This window comes from Brotaphodocola sp. (genome assembly GCF_050873065.1).
In the GTDB taxonomy this organism is placed as follows: Bacteria; Bacillota; Clostridia; order Lachnospirales; family Lachnospiraceae; genus Brotaphodocola.
The window spans coordinates 57501-73549 of sequence record NZ_JBNMIC010000005.1 but is presented as its reverse complement, the minus strand read 5'-3'; the positions used below and the strand labels follow the sequence as shown (position 1 = coordinate 73549).

At 47.7% G+C, this 16049-nt stretch carries 30 protein-coding genes; all 30 read right to left on the bottom strand.

The annotated features are described in order from the left end of the window. Window positions 1-47: 47 nt before the first annotated feature. Window positions 48-1007, bottom strand: coding sequence for a DNA-directed RNA polymerase subunit alpha (locus tag ACR0QE_RS02920; RefSeq protein ID WP_308451370.1), 960 nt, complete (start codon window positions 1005-1007; stop codon window positions 48-50). Between the two features lie 155 nt (window positions 1008-1162). Next, window positions 1163-1756, bottom strand: coding sequence for a 30S ribosomal protein S4 (gene rpsD, locus ACR0QE_RS02915; protein ID WP_432626868.1), 594 nt, complete (start codon window positions 1754-1756; stop codon window positions 1163-1165). Between the two features lie 18 nt (window positions 1757-1774). Then, window positions 1775-2176, bottom strand: coding sequence for a 30S ribosomal protein S11 (gene rpsK, locus ACR0QE_RS02910; RefSeq protein ID WP_177978761.1), 402 nt, complete (start codon window positions 2174-2176; stop codon window positions 1775-1777). 91 nt (window positions 2177-2267) lie between these two features. Next, window positions 2268-2636, bottom strand: coding sequence for a 30S ribosomal protein S13 (rpsM, locus tag ACR0QE_RS02905; protein ID WP_177978763.1), 369 nt, complete (start codon window positions 2634-2636; stop codon window positions 2268-2270). Window positions 2637-2671: 35 nt separating this feature from the next. After that, window positions 2672-2785 (bottom strand): 50S ribosomal protein L36, encoded by a 114-nt coding sequence (gene rpmJ / locus ACR0QE_RS02900; RefSeq protein WP_003497809.1) that lies wholly within the window; start codon window positions 2783-2785, stop codon window positions 2672-2674. A gap of 151 nt (window positions 2786-2936) precedes the next feature. Further along, on the bottom strand, window positions 2937-3155 hold the full coding sequence (gene infA / locus ACR0QE_RS02895) for a translation initiation factor IF-1 (RefSeq protein ID WP_021869270.1): 219 nt from the start codon (window positions 3153-3155) through the stop codon (window positions 2937-2939). Window positions 3156-3251: 96 nt separating this feature from the next. Then, window positions 3252-4001 (bottom strand): type I methionyl aminopeptidase, encoded by a 750-nt coding sequence (gene map, locus ACR0QE_RS02890; RefSeq protein ID WP_432626867.1) that lies wholly within the window; start codon window positions 3999-4001, stop codon window positions 3252-3254. Window positions 4002-4004: 3 nt separating this feature from the next. Further along, window positions 4005-4649, bottom strand: a complete 645-nt coding sequence (locus tag ACR0QE_RS02885) for an adenylate kinase (RefSeq protein WP_432626866.1) — start codon at window positions 4647-4649, stop codon at window positions 4005-4007. 138 nt (window positions 4650-4787) lie between these two features. Further along, on the bottom strand, window positions 4788-6104 hold the full coding sequence (gene secY, locus ACR0QE_RS02880; protein WP_432626865.1) for a preprotein translocase subunit SecY: 1317 nt from the start codon (window positions 6102-6104) through the stop codon (window positions 4788-4790). Between the two features lies 1 nt (window position 6105). After that, window positions 6106-6546, bottom strand: a complete 441-nt coding sequence (gene rplO, locus ACR0QE_RS02875) for a 50S ribosomal protein L15 (protein WP_177978771.1) — start codon at window positions 6544-6546, stop codon at window positions 6106-6108. 26 nt (window positions 6547-6572) lie between these two features. Beyond that, on the bottom strand, window positions 6573-6755 hold the full coding sequence (gene rpmD, locus ACR0QE_RS02870) for a 50S ribosomal protein L30 (RefSeq protein ID WP_432626864.1): 183 nt from the start codon (window positions 6753-6755) through the stop codon (window positions 6573-6575). 13 nt (window positions 6756-6768) lie between these two features. Next, on the bottom strand, window positions 6769-7278 hold the full coding sequence (gene rpsE / locus ACR0QE_RS02865) for a 30S ribosomal protein S5 (RefSeq protein WP_177978775.1): 510 nt from the start codon (window positions 7276-7278) through the stop codon (window positions 6769-6771). Between the two features lie 16 nt (window positions 7279-7294). Next, window positions 7295-7663, bottom strand: coding sequence for a 50S ribosomal protein L18 (rplR, locus tag ACR0QE_RS02860; protein ID WP_177978777.1), 369 nt, complete (start codon window positions 7661-7663; stop codon window positions 7295-7297). 17 nt (window positions 7664-7680) lie between these two features. Beyond that, the gene (rplF, locus tag ACR0QE_RS02855; protein WP_177978779.1) at window positions 7681-8223 is read right to left on the bottom strand and encodes a 50S ribosomal protein L6; all 543 of its coding nucleotides are present in this window, start codon (window positions 8221-8223) and stop codon (window positions 7681-7683) included. A 141-nt stretch (window positions 8224-8364) separates the two neighbouring features. Next, entirely contained in the window at window positions 8365-8766 is a 402-nt protein-coding gene (gene rpsH / locus ACR0QE_RS02850) for a 30S ribosomal protein S8 (RefSeq protein WP_432626863.1), read from the bottom strand. Window positions 8767-8959: 193 nt separating this feature from the next. Next, window positions 8960-9145 carry a type Z 30S ribosomal protein S14 gene (locus ACR0QE_RS02845; protein WP_002566501.1) on the bottom strand — a complete coding sequence of 62 codons (186 nt, stop codon included), beginning with the start codon at window positions 9143-9145 and terminating at the stop codon, window positions 8960-8962. Between the two features lie 15 nt (window positions 9146-9160). Continuing rightward, window positions 9161-9700: a 50S ribosomal protein L5 gene (gene rplE / locus ACR0QE_RS02840; protein WP_177978783.1), complete on the bottom strand. Its 540-nt coding sequence runs from the start codon at window positions 9698-9700 to the stop codon at window positions 9161-9163. A gap of 22 nt (window positions 9701-9722) precedes the next feature. Then, window positions 9723-10022, bottom strand: coding sequence for a 50S ribosomal protein L24 (rplX, locus tag ACR0QE_RS02835; protein WP_432626862.1), 300 nt, complete (start codon window positions 10020-10022; stop codon window positions 9723-9725). 13 nt (window positions 10023-10035) lie between these two features. Beyond that, complete coding sequence (gene rplN, locus ACR0QE_RS02830; RefSeq protein WP_177978786.1) at window positions 10036-10404, bottom strand: 50S ribosomal protein L14; 369 nt, start codon at window positions 10402-10404, stop codon at window positions 10036-10038. A gap of 20 nt (window positions 10405-10424) precedes the next feature. Next, window positions 10425-10679, bottom strand: a complete 255-nt coding sequence (gene rpsQ, locus ACR0QE_RS02825; RefSeq protein WP_349061731.1) for a 30S ribosomal protein S17 — start codon at window positions 10677-10679, stop codon at window positions 10425-10427. Window positions 10680-10694: 15 nt separating this feature from the next. Then, window positions 10695-10901 carry a 50S ribosomal protein L29 gene (gene rpmC / locus ACR0QE_RS02820; protein ID WP_177978790.1) on the bottom strand — a complete coding sequence of 69 codons (207 nt, stop codon included), beginning with the start codon at window positions 10899-10901 and terminating at the stop codon, window positions 10695-10697. Then, the gene (gene rplP, locus ACR0QE_RS02815; RefSeq protein WP_177978792.1) at window positions 10891-11328 is read right to left on the bottom strand and encodes a 50S ribosomal protein L16; all 438 of its coding nucleotides are present in this window, start codon (window positions 11326-11328) and stop codon (window positions 10891-10893) included. The genes rpmC and rplP overlap by 11 nt, the downstream gene beginning before the upstream one ends. Beyond that, window positions 11328-11984, bottom strand: coding sequence for a 30S ribosomal protein S3 (gene rpsC, locus ACR0QE_RS02810; RefSeq protein WP_177978794.1), 657 nt, complete (start codon window positions 11982-11984; stop codon window positions 11328-11330). The genes rplP and rpsC overlap by 1 nt, the downstream gene beginning before the upstream one ends. 13 nt (window positions 11985-11997) lie before the next feature. Continuing rightward, window positions 11998-12384, bottom strand: coding sequence for a 50S ribosomal protein L22 (gene rplV / locus ACR0QE_RS02805; protein WP_177978804.1), 387 nt, complete (start codon window positions 12382-12384; stop codon window positions 11998-12000). A 30-nt stretch (window positions 12385-12414) separates the two neighbouring features. After that, window positions 12415-12693, bottom strand: coding sequence for a 30S ribosomal protein S19 (gene rpsS, locus ACR0QE_RS02800; protein WP_177978806.1), 279 nt, complete (start codon window positions 12691-12693; stop codon window positions 12415-12417). A 19-nt stretch (window positions 12694-12712) separates the two neighbouring features. Next, a complete protein-coding gene (gene rplB, locus ACR0QE_RS02795; protein ID WP_432626861.1) occupies window positions 12713-13558 on the bottom strand; it encodes a 50S ribosomal protein L2 in 846 nt (281 codons plus the stop codon). Between the two features lie 194 nt (window positions 13559-13752). Then, on the bottom strand, window positions 13753-14052 hold the full coding sequence (gene rplW / locus ACR0QE_RS02790; protein WP_432626860.1) for a 50S ribosomal protein L23: 300 nt from the start codon (window positions 14050-14052) through the stop codon (window positions 13753-13755). Beyond that, on the bottom strand, window positions 14052-14672 hold the full coding sequence (gene rplD, locus ACR0QE_RS02785; protein ID WP_177978813.1) for a 50S ribosomal protein L4: 621 nt from the start codon (window positions 14670-14672) through the stop codon (window positions 14052-14054). Before rplD ends, rplW begins: the two co-directional genes overlap by 1 nt. Before the next feature lie 28 nt (window positions 14673-14700). Continuing rightward, window positions 14701-15336 (bottom strand): 50S ribosomal protein L3, encoded by a 636-nt coding sequence (gene rplC / locus ACR0QE_RS02780; protein ID WP_432626859.1) that lies wholly within the window; start codon window positions 15334-15336, stop codon window positions 14701-14703. Between the two features lie 50 nt (window positions 15337-15386). Further along, window positions 15387-15704, bottom strand: coding sequence for a 30S ribosomal protein S10 (gene rpsJ, locus ACR0QE_RS02775; protein WP_118533463.1), 318 nt, complete (start codon window positions 15702-15704; stop codon window positions 15387-15389). Between the last annotated feature and the right edge of the window lie 345 nt (window positions 15705-16049).

Sequence of the window (16049 nt, the reverse complement as noted above, 5' to 3'; positions counted from 1 at the left end):
GCCCTATGGACTTACGGGGTATGGCACATCATAATTCTTTGTTCTTTTTATTCCTCGCTAGGATTCAGCTGAAGTCCCAGCTCTTTCAACTTGGCAAGAACTTCCTCAAGGGACTTTCTTCCCAGGTTACGAACCTTCATCATATCCTCCGGAGTTCTGTTGCACAGCTCCTCCACGGTGTTGATGCCGGCACGCTTTAAGCAGTTGTAGGAACGAACGGAAAGCTCCAGTTCGTCAATGTTCATTTCCAGAACCTTTTCCTTCTCGTCATCTTCCTTCTCTACCATGATCTCAGCGGTCTTGGCATTCTCGGAAAGGTCGATGAAGAGGTTCAGATGCTCGCTGAGCACCTTAGCCGCAAGGCTGACAGCCTCATCCGGAGCAAGCGTTCCATTGGTGTAAACATCCAGAGTCAGCTTATCGTAATCGGTAACCTGTCCCACACGGGTGTTCTCGATGGACATATTGACACGCTCAACCGGGGTGTAGATGGAATCTACTGCGATCACACCGATCGGAAGATCCTCACCCTTGTTCTTGTCTGCGCTCACATAACCACGGCCCTTGGTGATCGTCAGCTCCATGTAGAACCGGCTATCTGCGCCGCCGCTCAGTGTTGCGATGACCTGATCCGGGTTCATGATTTCAATATCCGGGTCAGCCTGAATATCAGCAGCAGTGATCACGCCCTCACCCTCATGCTCAATGTATGCGGTCTTGACTTCATTGCTGTCGCTGTTATTCTTAATAGATAAGCTCTTGATGTTCATGATGATCTCAGTTACATCTTCCTTTACGCCAGGAATAGAACTGAACTCATGCAAAACGCCGTCGATTTTCACCTGACTGACAGCTGCGCCCGGTAAGGAAGAAAGCATAATCCTTCTCAGGGAGTTGCCCAATGTGGTGCCGTAGCCTCTCTCAAGCGGTTCAACTACAAACTTGCCATATTTCTTGTCATCTGAAATTTCAACAATCTCAATGTTTGGTTTTTCAAAATCGAACACGATTATAGCCCCTCCTTCTGGGTATATGATTCGAGGGATTTCTGTATTCCGCAAAGTCGCTTTTTCCATGTTGGAAAAGAAAGCCCTTTAGACAAAGCACAGCCAGAACCTCTCGGCCTGGCTTTGCCCTGTATTCAGGCTCACGCGCTTACATCTTACTTGGAGTACAGCTCGACGATAAGCATCTCGTTTACCGGAACATCAATCTCTTCTCTGTTCGGCAGTTCCTTAACGGTACCGCGCAGGTTCTCCTGGTCAACCTCGATCCAGGCCGGAACCAGACGTCCTGCAGTTACTTCCAGGATGTCTTTGTATCTCTGAGAGGACTTAACCTTCTCTTTGATCTCGATTACGTCGCCAGCCTTTACCAGGTAGGACGGAATGTTTACGCACTTGCCGTTAACAAGTACGTGCTTGTGATCAACGATCTGTCTGGTCTCACGTCTGGTGCGGCCGAATCCCATACGGAATACAACGTTGTCCAGTCTTCTCTCCAGAAGGATCATCATGTTCTCACCGGTCTGACCTTCCATCTTCTCAGCTCTGGTGTAGTAGTTGCGGAACGGCTTCTCAAGAACACCATAGATGAACTTTGCCTTCTGCTTCTCGCGCAGCTGCAGGCCGTACTCGCTAACTTTTCTGTTGGCTCTCTTTAACTCTCTGTTTGACTTCTTATCAATTCCTAAATAAATCGGATCCAGACCAAGAGATCTACATCTTTTAAGAACAGGAACTCTATCTACTGCCACTTTTCGTACCTCCTAAGATTAAACTCTTCTACGCTTTGGCGGACGGCAACCGTTGTGCGGAACCGGGGTTACGTCCTTAATGCTAGTTACTTCAATACCGCATGCAGAAAGTGCGCGGATTGCTGCTTCACGGCCTGAACCAGGTCCTTTAACCATAACGTCAACAGACTTTAAACCATGTACGATAGCTGCTTTGGCAGCAGTCTCTGCAGCCATCTGAGCTGCATATGGAGTAGATTTCCTTGAACCTCTAAATCCCAGACCACCGGCACTTGCCCAAGACAATGCATTACCCTGTGCATCGGTTAAGGTAACGATCGTATTGTTAAAAGAGCTCTGGATATGTGCCTGTCCGCGTTCAACGTTTTTCTTTACACGCTTTTTTGTCACTTTTTTAGTAGTGGACACTTTTTTAGCCATTTTAAACTAACCTACTTTCCTTTCATCTCGAATCCTGTTTCCTGTTTTTAAAACATGCAACCTGATTCTACTACTTGTTTCTTGAAACTAATTATTTCTTCTTGTTTGCAACGGTCTTACGCGGACCCTTACGAGTTCTTGCGTTGGTCTTTGTCTTCTGACCACGAACCGGCAGACCCTTTCTGTGACGGATTCCACGATAGCATCCGATCTCCTGGAGTCTCTTGATGTTCATAGCGATCTCTCTGCGAAGGTCACCCTCTACAGTCTGAGTCTCAGCGATAACTGCTGCGAGCTTCTTTACTTCGTCATCAGTCAGATCTTTAACACGAGTGTCCGGATTAACACCTGCAGCTGCAAGAATACGGTTAGAACTGGTTCTGCCGATTCCGTAGATGTAAGTCAAGCCGATTTCCACACGTTTTTCTCTTGGTAAGTCAACACCTGAAATACGAGCCATTTGCGTCGTACACCTCCTATTACATATATTGTCTATTAACCTTGTCTCTGCTTGTGCTTAGGATTCTCACAGATTACTCTGATACTGCCTTTGCGCTTGATGATTTTGCACTTTTCGCAAATCGGTTTTACCGACGATCTCACCTTCATGGCAAATCTCCTTTCTACTGAATAAGCCCCGGAAAGTGTTCCCTCACGGACGCACTTGTCCCGGCATCTCAACAAAGTCGCCATGACATTATAACATCATGGCGTACTTTATGCAAGTGGTTTTTAGAAACTTTTTTAAAAAAATTTCAATTTATTTGTCTCTCCAAATGATACGGCCCTTGCTCAGATCATACGGGGACATCTCGAGCGTTACCTTATCGCCCGGAAGAATACGAATGTAGTTCATTCTCAGCTTTCCGCTGATATGAGCCAGCACCTGATGACCATTCTCCAGTTCTACCTGAAACATGGCATTCGGCAGCTTCTCAACAACCGTACCCTCAATCTCAATAACATCTGCTTTAGACATGTGCTCTGCCTCCTTAATTTATTCAATGACTGTTCTGTTTCTACCAACATTTTCTGTCTTCCGGCCAAGCTTTTCAAGCTCTCCTGTACAGAGATCTTACAGGGAGAGAATCTCCGGCTCACCGTCCGTGATCAGAATCGTGTTTTCATAATGTGCGGACAGAGAGTGATCTTTCGTCACAACTGTCCATCCGTCGCTCATCCATGATACCTGCCAGGTTCCCGCATTAATCATGGGTTCTACCGCCAGTGTCATTCCCGCCTGAAGGCGGATTCCTTTCTTCTTGCGTGCGAAGTTCGGCACCTCCGGATCCTCGTGAAGATGACTTCCGATTCCGTGTCCTACCAGATCCCGCACAACTCCGTATCCGAAGCTCTCCGCATACGCCTGGATTGCAGACGAAATATCATTCAGGTAATTGCCTGCCTTGGCATAGCGGATTCCCTCAAAGAAGGATTCCCGGGTCACATCAATCAGTTTCTGTGCTGCCGGATCTACCACTCCGACTGCATGCGTTCTCGCCGCATCGGAGTGATATCCCTCATAGATCACACCGGCATCGAGGCTGACGATGTCGCCCTCCTTGATGATCCGGTGGCTGTTTGGGATTCCGTGAACAATCTCATCGTTGACCGACACACAGATAGAAGCAGGATAACCATTGTAATTCTTAAAAGAAGGAACACAGCCATGGCTGCGGATCAGCTCCTCGCCCAGACGGTCGATGTCCAGAGTGGACATTCCCGGCTTCAGAGCCTTTCCAAGTTCCTCGTGCACGCTTGCCAGAATTTTTCCGGCCACGCGCATTCGCTCAATTTCTCTCGCAGATTTTATGGTCACCGGCATAATTTACGCTCCCAGGACACTCACGATGTCCTCAAATACTTTGTTCAGATCCTGCGTTCCGTCAACCGTAACGAGGATTCCTGCCTTGCCGTAGTAATCAATCAGCGGCTTTGTCTGATCATGGTAAACCGTCAGACGCTTCTGAACCGTCTCCGGCTTATCGTCGTCACGCAGAACAAGTGCCTCTCCGCATACGTCGCACACATTCTCTTTCTTCGGTGCATTGTATACAATATGATAGGTTGCTCCGCATGCCAGACATGCGCGTCTTCCTGCCATACGGGTTACGATTGCCTGATCCGGAACATCCACATTGATTGCATAATCAATGCTCTCTCCGCGCTCTGCAAGTGCCTTTGTCAGGCTCTCTGCCTGCGGGATCGTGCGCGGGAAACCGTCGAGAACGTATCCCTCTGCACAGTCTTCCTGGCTGATGCGATCGAGAAGCATTCCGATCGTCACGTCATCCGGAACAAGCTGTCCCTGATCCATATAGGACTTTGCTTTCATTCCAAGCTCTGTGCCATTCTTGATGTTGGCACGGAAAATATCCCCTGTGGAAATGTGGGGAATGTGATATTTCTCCGCAATCTTCTTTGCCTGGGTGCCTTTTCCTGCACCCGGAGCTCCCAGCATGATAATCTTCATATCGGCTTATCCTCCATTTTCTAATATTGAGGGAAGATTCCCTCAGAGGTAATACTCCCCAACAGATGCTTCTGAAATGCCATTTCCCATAAAACAAAAGAGCTGCTGCCTATCCGCAGCAGCTCTTCTCACGAACGCTTAATCATTCAAAAAGCCCTTGTAATTCCGTACAATCAACTGTGACTGAACCGCTTTGATGGTTTCCAAAATAACGCTGACAATGATGATCAGAGATGTTCCCATAAAGGACATTCTGTTCACAGAGAACAGCCCGGAAATCATAATCGGAATCACACTGATCACAATCAGACCAGCAGCTCCGACAAGGATGATATAATTCAGGATTTTGTTCAGGTAGTCGGAAGTCGGCTTACCCGGACGAACTCCCGGAATAAATCCACCGGATTTTTTCATATTGTTCGCCACTTCCAGCGGATTGAAGGTGATGGAGGTATAGAAATATGCGAAGAGCACAATCAGTACCAGATAGATCACCAGACCGATGGAATATTTGGGCATCTCCGGTCTGAACCAGTAAGAGGAATTCAGAACCATCAGAATCTTGCCCGGAATTGTCGTGTAATCCGGTTTGAAGAACTGAGCAATCACAACCGGGAACGACATGATGGAAGAAGCAAAGATGACCGGCATAACGCCTGCGGTATTAACCTTCAGCGGAATGTTGGAAGCCTGACCTCCAACCATCTTTCTTCCTACCATTTTCTTAGAATACTGAACCGGAATTCTGCGCTCGCCATCCTGCAGAACAACAACAAATACCACCATTGCGATGACAACTGCCAGAATAATAACAAGAGTTGTCACAAGCACACCGATGTTTTTCCCTCTCAGGAACTTGGTGTAAATGGTATTCACATCCTCCGGAAGGGAGGAAATGATGTTGAAAAGCAGAACGATGGATATACCGTTGCCAACGCCCTTATCCGTGATTCGCTCACCGATCCACATCAAGAACGCACTTCCCGCAGTCATCGTGACAACTGCAACAATCACGCTCCAGACATCGAACTTAATCAACAGTCCCTGTCCGCCAAAACCGACAGCCATGGCAATGGACTCAACCAGAGCCAGACCTACAGTCAGGTAACGGGTGTACTCTGCGATCTTTTTTCTTCCGTCCTCTCCCTCACGCTGCATCTCCTCCAGCTTCGGAATCGCAATCGTCAGAAGCTGAACGATAATGGATGATGTGATGTAGGGAGTAATGCTTAACGCAAAAATAGACATGGAGGTAAAAGAACCACCTGTCATTGTGTTGAAGAAACCAAAAGCATCATTGGACTGATTCGCGAAAAAATTCGCGAAAAAGTCCGTTCTCACTCCTGGAATTGGCAGTTCGGAACCGAATCGGATCACTACCAGCATCAAGAAGGTGAAGATCAGTTTTTTTCTGATCTCCACAACTCTCCATGCATTTTGGAGCGTTTTCAACATATTAGATCACCTCGCAGGTTCCGCCTAATGCCTCGATCTTAGCCTTTGCACTCTCGCTGAATGCATCAACCTTAACGTTGAGCTTCTTGGTTAACTCACCGTTACCAAGGATCTTAACGCCATCTCTCGGATTCTTAACGATTCCGGTCTCCAGTAAAGACTCAACGGTAACCACTGCATCGTTCTCGAAGCACTCCAGAGCGCTTACGTTGATGCCAACGATGGTCTTCGTGTTGCGATTCTTAAATCCTCTCTTCGGAAGACGTCTGTACAGCGGCATCTGACCACCCTCGAAACCGATTCTCGGTGCTCCAGAACGTGCCTTCTGACCCTTATGGCCCTTACCAGCAGTCTTACCGTTGCCTGAACCGTGACCGCGTCCTCTTCTGAAATTATCGCTGTGCTTAGAACCTACAGCAGGCTGTAAATTGGATAAATCCATTGCAGTACACCTCCTTACTTCAGTAATTAGATCTCTTCTACTTTAACTAAATGCTTAACGTGCCAGATCATGCCTCTAACAGCGTCATTGTTCGGAAGCTCAACAGTCTTGTTCAGCTTCTTCAGGCCAAGAGCCTCAACGGTAGCTTTCTGCTTCGGGATTGCACCGATCGGGGACTTGACTAACGTAACTTTTAACTTCTCTGCCATTTTACTGTCCTCCTTAGCCTAAAATCTCTTCTACGGATTTGCCGCGAAGCTTTGCATACTCCTCCGGAGTCTTAAGCTGAGTCAGGCCGTTGATTACTGCCAGAACAACGTTGGTCTTGTTGTTAGAACCCAGAGACTTTGCACGGATATTCTTGATACCAGCCAGCTCCAGTACGGAACGAGCCGGGCCACCAGCGATGATACCGGTACCTTCCGGAGCCTTCTTCAGCAGTACGCTGGAGCTACCGAATTTTGCCAGATGATCATGAGGAATGCTCTTGTTCTCATCAACCGGGATCTCAACCAGGTTCTTCATAGCTGCCTCTTTACCCTTGCGGATTGCTTCCGGAACCTCGCCAGCCTTACCCAGACCTGCGCCTACGTGGCCATTGCCATCTCCTACTACTACCAGAGCAGAGAATCTCATGGTACGTCCGCCCTTAACGGTCTTAGATACACGCTTGATTGCTACTACATTGTCATTTAACTCGAACTGATTCGGGTCAATAATTGTACGCTTCATGCCGTTCTCCTCTCTACTAGAATTTCAGACCAGCTTCACGAGCTGCATCTGCAAGTGCCTGAATCTTACCCTGGTAAATGAAACCGCCTCTGTCGAATACAACTTCCTCGATTCCCTTTTCCAGTGCTCTCTTAGCGATCAGAGTTCCAACATAGGATGCTGCAGCCACATCATTGGTGTGCTCCAGCTCAGCTTTTGCTGCCTTCTCTGCGGTGGATGCTGCAACCAGAGTATTGCCGACTGAGTCGTCAATAATCTGAGCATACATGTGGTTGTTACTTCTGAACACAGCCAGACGCGGTCTCTCTGCAGTACCTGCAAAGCGATTACGTAATCTGGTATGCTTTTTAACGCGGATTTCGCTTCTTGATTTCTTACTAACCATCTTCGTACTCTCCTTAATTATTTCTTACCAGTCTTACCAACTTTGCGTCTGATCGTCTCATCCGCATACTTGATGCCCTTGCCCTTGTACGGCTCCGGAGCTCTCTTGGAACGGATCTCTGCAGCGTACTGGCCAACTTTCTCTTTATCGATACCCTTAACCGTGATCTTATTCTGTCCGTCGAGAACGGTCTCAAGACCCTCCGGGTCCTCCATCTCTACCGGATGAGAATAACCAAGGTTCAGAGTTAATTTCTTACCCTGCTTGGATGCTCTGTAACCTACACCGTTAACCTCAAGAACCTTCTCATAACCAGCAGTAACACCAACTACCATGTTGTTGATCAGGGTTCTGGTCAGACCATGAAGAGACTTCATCTTCTTCAGATCGTTCGGTCTGGTTACTACGATATGTCCATCCTCTTCTTTGATGTCCATCTCTACTGGAAGCTCTCTCTCAAGAGTTCCCTTCGGACCTTTTACAGTCACTTTATTATTCTCAGCGATCGTAACAGTTACACCTGCCGGGATCGCGATAGGCATTCTTCCGATACGTGACATGCCACTTACCTCCTACTTAAATTTTCGGAAAACGCTTTTTCGCGTCTTCTGTTTTCAGTTACATCTTAAATCCGCTTCCCCACTCAGAAAACGGATGCGAAATACCAGCGGTCTTCGCGGAAATCCCAGTCTGAGCTGAAATTACCAAACGAATGCCAGAACCTCGCCACCTACACCTAAACGACGAGCTTCCTTATCGGTAACTACGCCCTGGTTTGTAGAAATGATTGCGGTACCAAGACCGCCGAGAACCTTCGGCAGATCCTCTTTGTTTGCGTAAACACGCAGACCCGGCTTAGAAATTCTCTTAATTCCGGTAATGATCTTCTGATTCTTGTCAGCACCGTACTTCAGGGTGATGCGGATGGTCTTGAATGCGCCGTCCTCTACGATGTCGTACTTCTGAACATAACCCTCTTTAACCAGGATGTCAGCGATAGCCAGCTTCATCTTGGAAGAGGGAACATCTACGGTATCATGTTTTGCAGTGTTTGCGTTACGGATTCTGGTAAGCATATCTGCAATCGGATCGCTCATAGTCATGGTAGATAATTCCTCCTTGTATATACTGATTGGTTTCCTTGTCTGGACCTACATCCCAGTCAACCAAGCTCATCCGTCGCCGTGACGGCTCGGATTCGCTAAGTTTCGGGATGGGCTTTCAGCAATCGCTCTGTTAAGTTCATCCGTCGCCGTGACGGCTTGGATTCACTAAGTTTCGCGATGGGCCTTCAGCCTACCAGCTTGCCTTCTTTACGCCCGGGATCTGGCCCTTGTATGCCAGTTCTCTAAAGCAGATACGGCAGATGCCATATTTTCTTAAATAAGCATGCGGACGTCCGCAGATTCTGCAACGGTTGTACTCTCTGGTGGAGAACTTTGCAGGACGCTGCTGCTTGATCTTCATTGAAGTCTTAGCCATGGATCTTTCCTCCTATTATTTTGCAAACGGCATATTGAATAATGTCAAAAGTTCACGAGCTTCCTCATCGGTCTTGGCAGTGGTAACGAAGATGATATCCATACCTCTTACCTTGTCAACTTTATCGTATTCAATCTCAGGGAAGATCAGCTGCTCTTTGATGCCCAGAGCGTAGTTTCCTCTGCCATCGAAAGCGTTCGGGTTCACACCGCGGAAGTCACGTACACGCGGCAGAGCCAGGTTGATCAGACGATCAGCGAACTCATACATCTTCTCGCCACGCAGGGTAACCTTACATCCGATCGGCATACCCTCTCTGATCTTGAAGTTTGCGACAGACTTCTTTGCCTTGGTGGTAACTGCCTTCTGGCCAGTAATCAGCTCTAAGTCTCTTACTGCAGAATCCAGAACCTTGGCATTCTCTTTTGCTTCACCAACGCCCATGTTGATAACGATCTTATCAAGCTTCGGGACTTCCATGATGTTCTTGTATCCAAATTTTTTGATCAGAGCGTCAACGATCTCGTTCTGATACTGTTCTTTTAATCTTGCCAACTCTCGTTCCTCCTCTCTGCAATTAGTCGATTACTTTACCGGTTGCCTTTGCGACGCGGACTTTCTTGCCGTCCTTCATCTCAAAACCAACTCTGGTTGCCTTGCCATCAACTACCAGCATTACGTTGGAAGCGTCGATTGCAGCCTCGTGCTTTACGATGCCGCCCTGCGGATTTCCTGCATTCGGCTTCGTGTGCTTGGTAACCATATTACATCCTTCAACAACAACCTTACCGTCCTTAACCTGAAGAACTTTACCGGTCTTGTCTTTATCTTTTCCCGTGATAACCTTTACCAGGTCGTCTTTCTTGATCTTCTGCACAGTGGACACCTCCTTACAGTACTTCCGGAGCCAGAGAAACGATCTTCATGAACTGCTTCTCACGAAGTTCTCTTGCAACCGGCCCAAAAATACGGGTTCCTCTTGGGGTCTTGTCATCCTTAATAATTACTGCTGCGTTCTCATCGAACTTGATATAGGAACCGTCTTTACGACGTGCGCCCTTAACGGTACGTACAACAACGGCCTTAACAACATCGCCCTTCTTTACAACGCCGCCTGGTGTTGCATCTTTAACGGAAGCGACGATGACATCGCCAATATTAGCATATCTTCTGGTAGATCCGCCCATAACACGAATGCACAGTAACTCTTTTGCTCCGGTGTTATCAGCAACCTTCAGTCTTGTTTCCTGCTGAACCATGCCTGATACTCCTTCCTGCTTTACTTCGCCTTCTCGATAATCTCAACCAGTCTCCATCTCTTGTCCTTGGACAGCGGTCTGGTTTCCATAACTTTAACGGTATCGCCCTTGCCGCACTCGTTGTTCTCGTCATGCGCTTTCAGCTTAACGGTCTTCTTCACGATCTTGCCGTATAAGGGATGCTTAACGTGGTCCTCAATAGCAACTACGATGGTCTTGTCCATCTTATCGCTTACGACCTTACCAACGCGGGTTTTTCTTAAATTTCTTTCCACGGTCATTTTTCCTCCTTATGCCAGCTTGGACTTCTCAGTAATAACAGTCTGAATCCGGGCAATGTTCTTGCGAACCTCTTTGATCCGGCTGGTATTGTCCAACTGATTGGTTGCATTCTGGAATCTCAGGTTAAAGAGTTCCTTCTTTGCTGCTACTAACTCCTCGTTCAGCTCAGCAGCAGACTTCGCCTGTAAACTTTCTACGAACTTATTAGTTTTCACTGTTATCACCGCCTTCTAACTCTGCTTTGGAAGCAATCTTACATTTGCAGGGTAACTTGTGCATGGCAAGACGCAGAGCCTCACGAGCAGTCTCCTCAGAAACGCCAGAGATCTCGAACAGTACGCGACCTGGCTTAACAACTGCTACCCAGTACTCTACTGCGCCCTTACCGGAACCCATTCGGGTCTCAGCCGGCTTTGCGGTTACTGGCTTATCCGGGAAAATCTTGATCCAGACTTTACCACCACGCTTAATGTAACGGGTCATAGCTACACGAGCTGCCTCGATCTGATTGGACTTGATCCAGCACGGCTCAGTTGCTACCAGACCGAACTCACCATAGTTAATCTTATTTCCTCTTAAAGCCTTGCCAGCCATAGTTCCACGGAACTGTTTGCGGCGCTTTACTCTCTTCGGCATTAACATTATTTATCGCTCCCTTCCTTTTTTCCTCTAGTCGGAAGTACCTCGCCTTTGTAGATCCATACCTTAACGCCAAGCTTGCCGTAGGTGGTATCTGCCTCAGCGAAACCATAGTCAATATCAGCTCTCAGGGTCTGCAGCGGAATAGTTCCCTCGCTGTAGAACTCGGTACGTGCGATATCCGCACCGCCAAGACGTCCGCCAACAGCGGTCTTGATTCCCTTGATGCCGGTCTTCATGGAACGGCCCATGGTGGACTTCATTGCACGACGGAAGGACACACGGTTCTCCAGCTGCTGTGCGATGTTCTCAGCAACGAGCTGAGCGTCACGGTCCGGTCTCTTGATCTCTTTGATATCGATGAATACCTTCTTGTCGGTCATCTTCTGAACTTCAGCTTTCAGCTTCTCGATCTCAGAACCACCCTTACCGATAACTACGCCCGGCTTTGCGGTGAAAACGATGATCTTAACTCTGTCAGAAGCACGCTCGATCTCGATCTTAGAGATGCCAGCGCTGTACAGCTTCTTCTTGAGGAAGGTACGGATGTTGTAATCTTCTACCAGGTTGTCTGCGAAGTTGCCTTCTGCATACCACTTGGAATCCCAGTCTTTAATAACGCCGACTCTGATGCCGTGCGGATTAACTTTCTGTCCCATAATTGCCTCCTATTTATCTCTCATTCAGAACAACGGTGATGTGGCTCATTCTCTTCTCGATTCTGTAAGCACGTCCCTGTGCTCTCGGGTGTACTCTCTTCATGATCGGGCCGTTGTTTGCATAGCATTCTTCTACGTAAAGCTTAGCCGGGTCCATGTTGTTGTTGTTTACTGCATTTGCAACAGCAGACTCAAGCAGCTTCCGAATCAGGGAAGAAGCATATCTGGGATTATAAGTTACAATACCAAGTGCGGTCTGCACATCTTTGCCTCTGATGGCATCTAATACGAAGCAAGCCTTCTGAACGGATACACGAGCGTAAGACAGCTTTGCGCTTGGTCTGGTATCCTTCTGGGCATTTCTTTCTCTCTTAATCTGACTTCTATGTCCTTTAGCCATTGCTAAATTACCTCCTTTCGCTCATGCCGATTAACGTTTGGTCTTCTTCTCGTCTTTACCATGTCCTCTGTAGGTTCTGGTAGCTACGAACTCACCGAGCTTGTGGCCTACCATATCCTCGGTAACATATACCGGAACATGCTTTCTACCGTCATGAACTGCAATTGTATGTCCAACCATCTGCGGGAAGATAGTAGAACGACGAGACCAGGTCTTGATAACCTGCTTCTGTCCCGATGCGTTCTGCGCGTCAACCTTTTTCAGCAGGTGCGCGTCAGCAAATGGTCCTTTTTTTAATGAACGTGCCATAGGTGTCTTCCTCCTTCAATTATTTAATGGTCTTGCCGTTACGTCTTCTTACAATCAGCTTGTTAGACTGCTTGTTCTTCTTGCGGGTCTTCAGTCCCAGAGCAGGCTTGCCCCAAGGAGTGCACGGACCCGGACGGCCGATACCAGTCTTACCTTCACCACCACCATGCGGATGGTCATTCGGGTTCATAACGGAACCGCGAACGGTAGGACGAATTCCCATATGGCGTTTTCTTCCAGCCTTACCGATATTAACCAGGTTGTGCTCGCCGTTACCTACAACACCGATAGTTGCGCGGCATGCGATCGGAACCATTCTCATCTCACCGGACGGAAGTCTCAGAGTAGCGTACTTACCTTCCTTAGCCATCAGCTGTGCTGCGTTACCAGCGGAACGAACCAGCTGACCGCCCTTACCCGGGTACAGCTCGATGTTGTGGATCTGAGTACCAACCGGGATGCTGGACAGCGGTAAGCAGTTACCTACCTTAGCCTCAGCCTCAGCGCCACTCATAACCTTCATTCCATCGGTCAGACCAGCCGGAGCAAGGATATAGGACTTGGTTCCGTCTGCATAGCAGATCAGTGCGATGTTAGCGGTTCTGTTCGGATCGTACTCGATACCGATTACAGTTGCCGGAATACCGTCTTTGCTGTTTCTCTTGAAATCGATGATTCTATATTTTCTTCTGGAGCCACCTCCACGATGTCTCACAGTGATCTTACCCTGATTGTTACGTCCTGCATTCTTCTTTAAAGAAGTAACCAGAGACTTCTCCGGAGTGGTCTTCGTGATCTCAGCGAAGTCAGAACCGGTCATATGTCTTCTGGACGGTGTATATGGGCGGTATGTTTTAATTCCCATGACGTTCTCCTTTCAAACTTTCACACGCTTCGCAACAGTTCCGCGTGTTTCCTTATCACGGCACAGTATAGTCTCGAAATCATCACTACGCCGTATATCTTACATAATTTCATCGCAAAGCCGATTGGCTGAGCGATGAATTTCCAGGCTTTCTTACTTAACTCGCATTTTCTGCTTATTAAGTGTTCAATGCCTTACAGACCAGCGAATACCTCGATCTCCTTGCTATCCTCAGTCAGCTGAACGATAGCCTTCTTGGTTGCTGCGGTCTTACCGAAGGTCATTCCTCTTCTCTTGTTCTTGCCTTCGCTGTTCATGGTATTTACACTCTTAACCTTGGTGCCCGGGAACATCTTCTCAACGGCATCCTTGATCATAGCCTTGTTAGCATCGGTGTGTACCAGGAAAGTATATTTCTTCGTAGCCATTGCGTTCATGCTCTTCTCGGTGATAACCGGCTTGAGAATGACATCAAAATACTGAACGTTTGCCATTATGCGTACACCTCCTCGATGTTTGCGACAGCAGTCTTGGTAGCTACTACTGTGTTGTACTTCAGAATGTCATATACGTTGATCGTATTAACATAAGCAGTCTTTACAGACGGGATATTCTTAGCGGACTTAACTACGTTCTCGCTGTCCTCGCCGATAACAACCAGAGCCTTGGAAACCTTCAGGTTGTTCAGAACGGTCTGGAACTTCTTGGTCTTGATCTCATCAAGCTTCAGCTCATCAACAACGATGAACTTGTTCTCCTGAACGCGGGTGGTCAGTGCAGACTTCAGAGCTGCTCTCTTCTCCTTCTTGTTCAGGGTGATGGTGTAGTCTCTCGGAACCGGAGCAAATACGGTACCGCCGCCCTTCCACTGCGGAGATCTGGTTGAACCCTGTCTTGCATGACCGGTTCCCTTCTGTCTCCACGGCTTTCTTCCGCCTCCAGATACCTCAGAGCGGGTCTTTGCCTTCTGAGTGCCCTGACGCTTGTTTGCAAGCTGAGCAACTACTGCAAGGTGTACCAGGTGCTCATTTACTTCAACACCAAACACCGCATCGTTTAAGTCGATCTTGCCGACTTCATTACCTTCCATATTGTAAACAGATACGTTTGCCATCTGTGTGTTCCTCCTTTCTCGTCAAGGCTTACTTGCCAGCCTTCACTGTTTCTTTCAGCGTTACTAAAGATTTCTTCGGTCCCGGAACAGCGCCCTTAACCAGGATCAGATTATTCTCAGCGTCAACTCTGACAACCTGAAGATTCTGAACGGTAACCTGCTTGCTGCCCATGTGACCCGGCATTCCTTTACCCTTGAATACCTTGCTCGGATCGGAACATGCACCGTTGGAACCCTGATGACGATGGAACTTAGAACCATGAGCCATCGGTCCTCTGTGCTGGCCAAATCTCTTGATTGCGCCCTGGAAACCTTTTCCCTTAGAAACAGCAGTTGCATCGATCTTATCGCCAGCAGCGAAGATGTCAGCCTTGATCTCGTCCTTTACGGAGTAATCTTCTGCGTTCTCAAAACGGAACTCTCTGATAAATCTCTTATAAGAAACACCAGCCTTGTCGAAGTGTCCCTTTACCGGTTTGCTAACCAGTTTCTCTCTCTTGTCAACAAAACCAACCTGTACGGCCTTGTATCCATCGTTCTCCTCGGTCTTAACCTGCGTTACTACGCACGGACCAGCCTGAAGAACCGTTACCGGAACCAGTACACCGTCTTCGTTGAAGATCTGGGTCATTCCGACTTTGGTAGCTAAGATAGCTTTCTTCATTTCATTTCCTCCTTACAGCGGATTACCTTTTTGGCAATCATACTAAAGTCTTATTTCTGCTTCATTTTGATATCGATATAAACACCAGCCGGCATTTCCAGCTTAGACAGTGCATCTACGGTCTTCTGGCTCGGGGTGGTGATATCAATCAGTCTCTTGTGAGTTCTCTGCTCGAACTGCTCTCTGGAATCTTTGTACTTGTGTACCGCTCTCAGAATTGTTACAACCTCTTTCTTGGTCGGTAACGGCACCGGTCCGCTCACCTGTGCTCCTGTTTTCTTTACGGTCTCGATAATTTTTCCGGCAGACTGATCAACCAGCTGGTGATCGTAAGCCTTTAACGTGATTCTCATTACTTGACTTGCCATAAAAAAAGTCGCCTCCTTTTCGCACTTTTCATTCGAAGTACGACAAGCGGTGACTGTACACTTCTCCGTGTGTGTCGCCCTGGACCCACACTGCGTTACTGCATTACTCTATGTCTCGATACTTAATCTCGATCTAATTACAGCTGTTCAATTTGTACAGTGACTTGTCGTCAGTTTCCTAACTTGACATTCGCTCCGCGGAAAACCTGCCTCATCCCTAGGCAGCAACCTCTCGTTTCATTGCTATCATGTCACAGCTTCCCTATAATAGCATGTCTCTTCGCAAATTGCAAGCGGTTTTTTAATTATTTTTATGTTTTTTTATATGTACACGCTTGAGCGCTG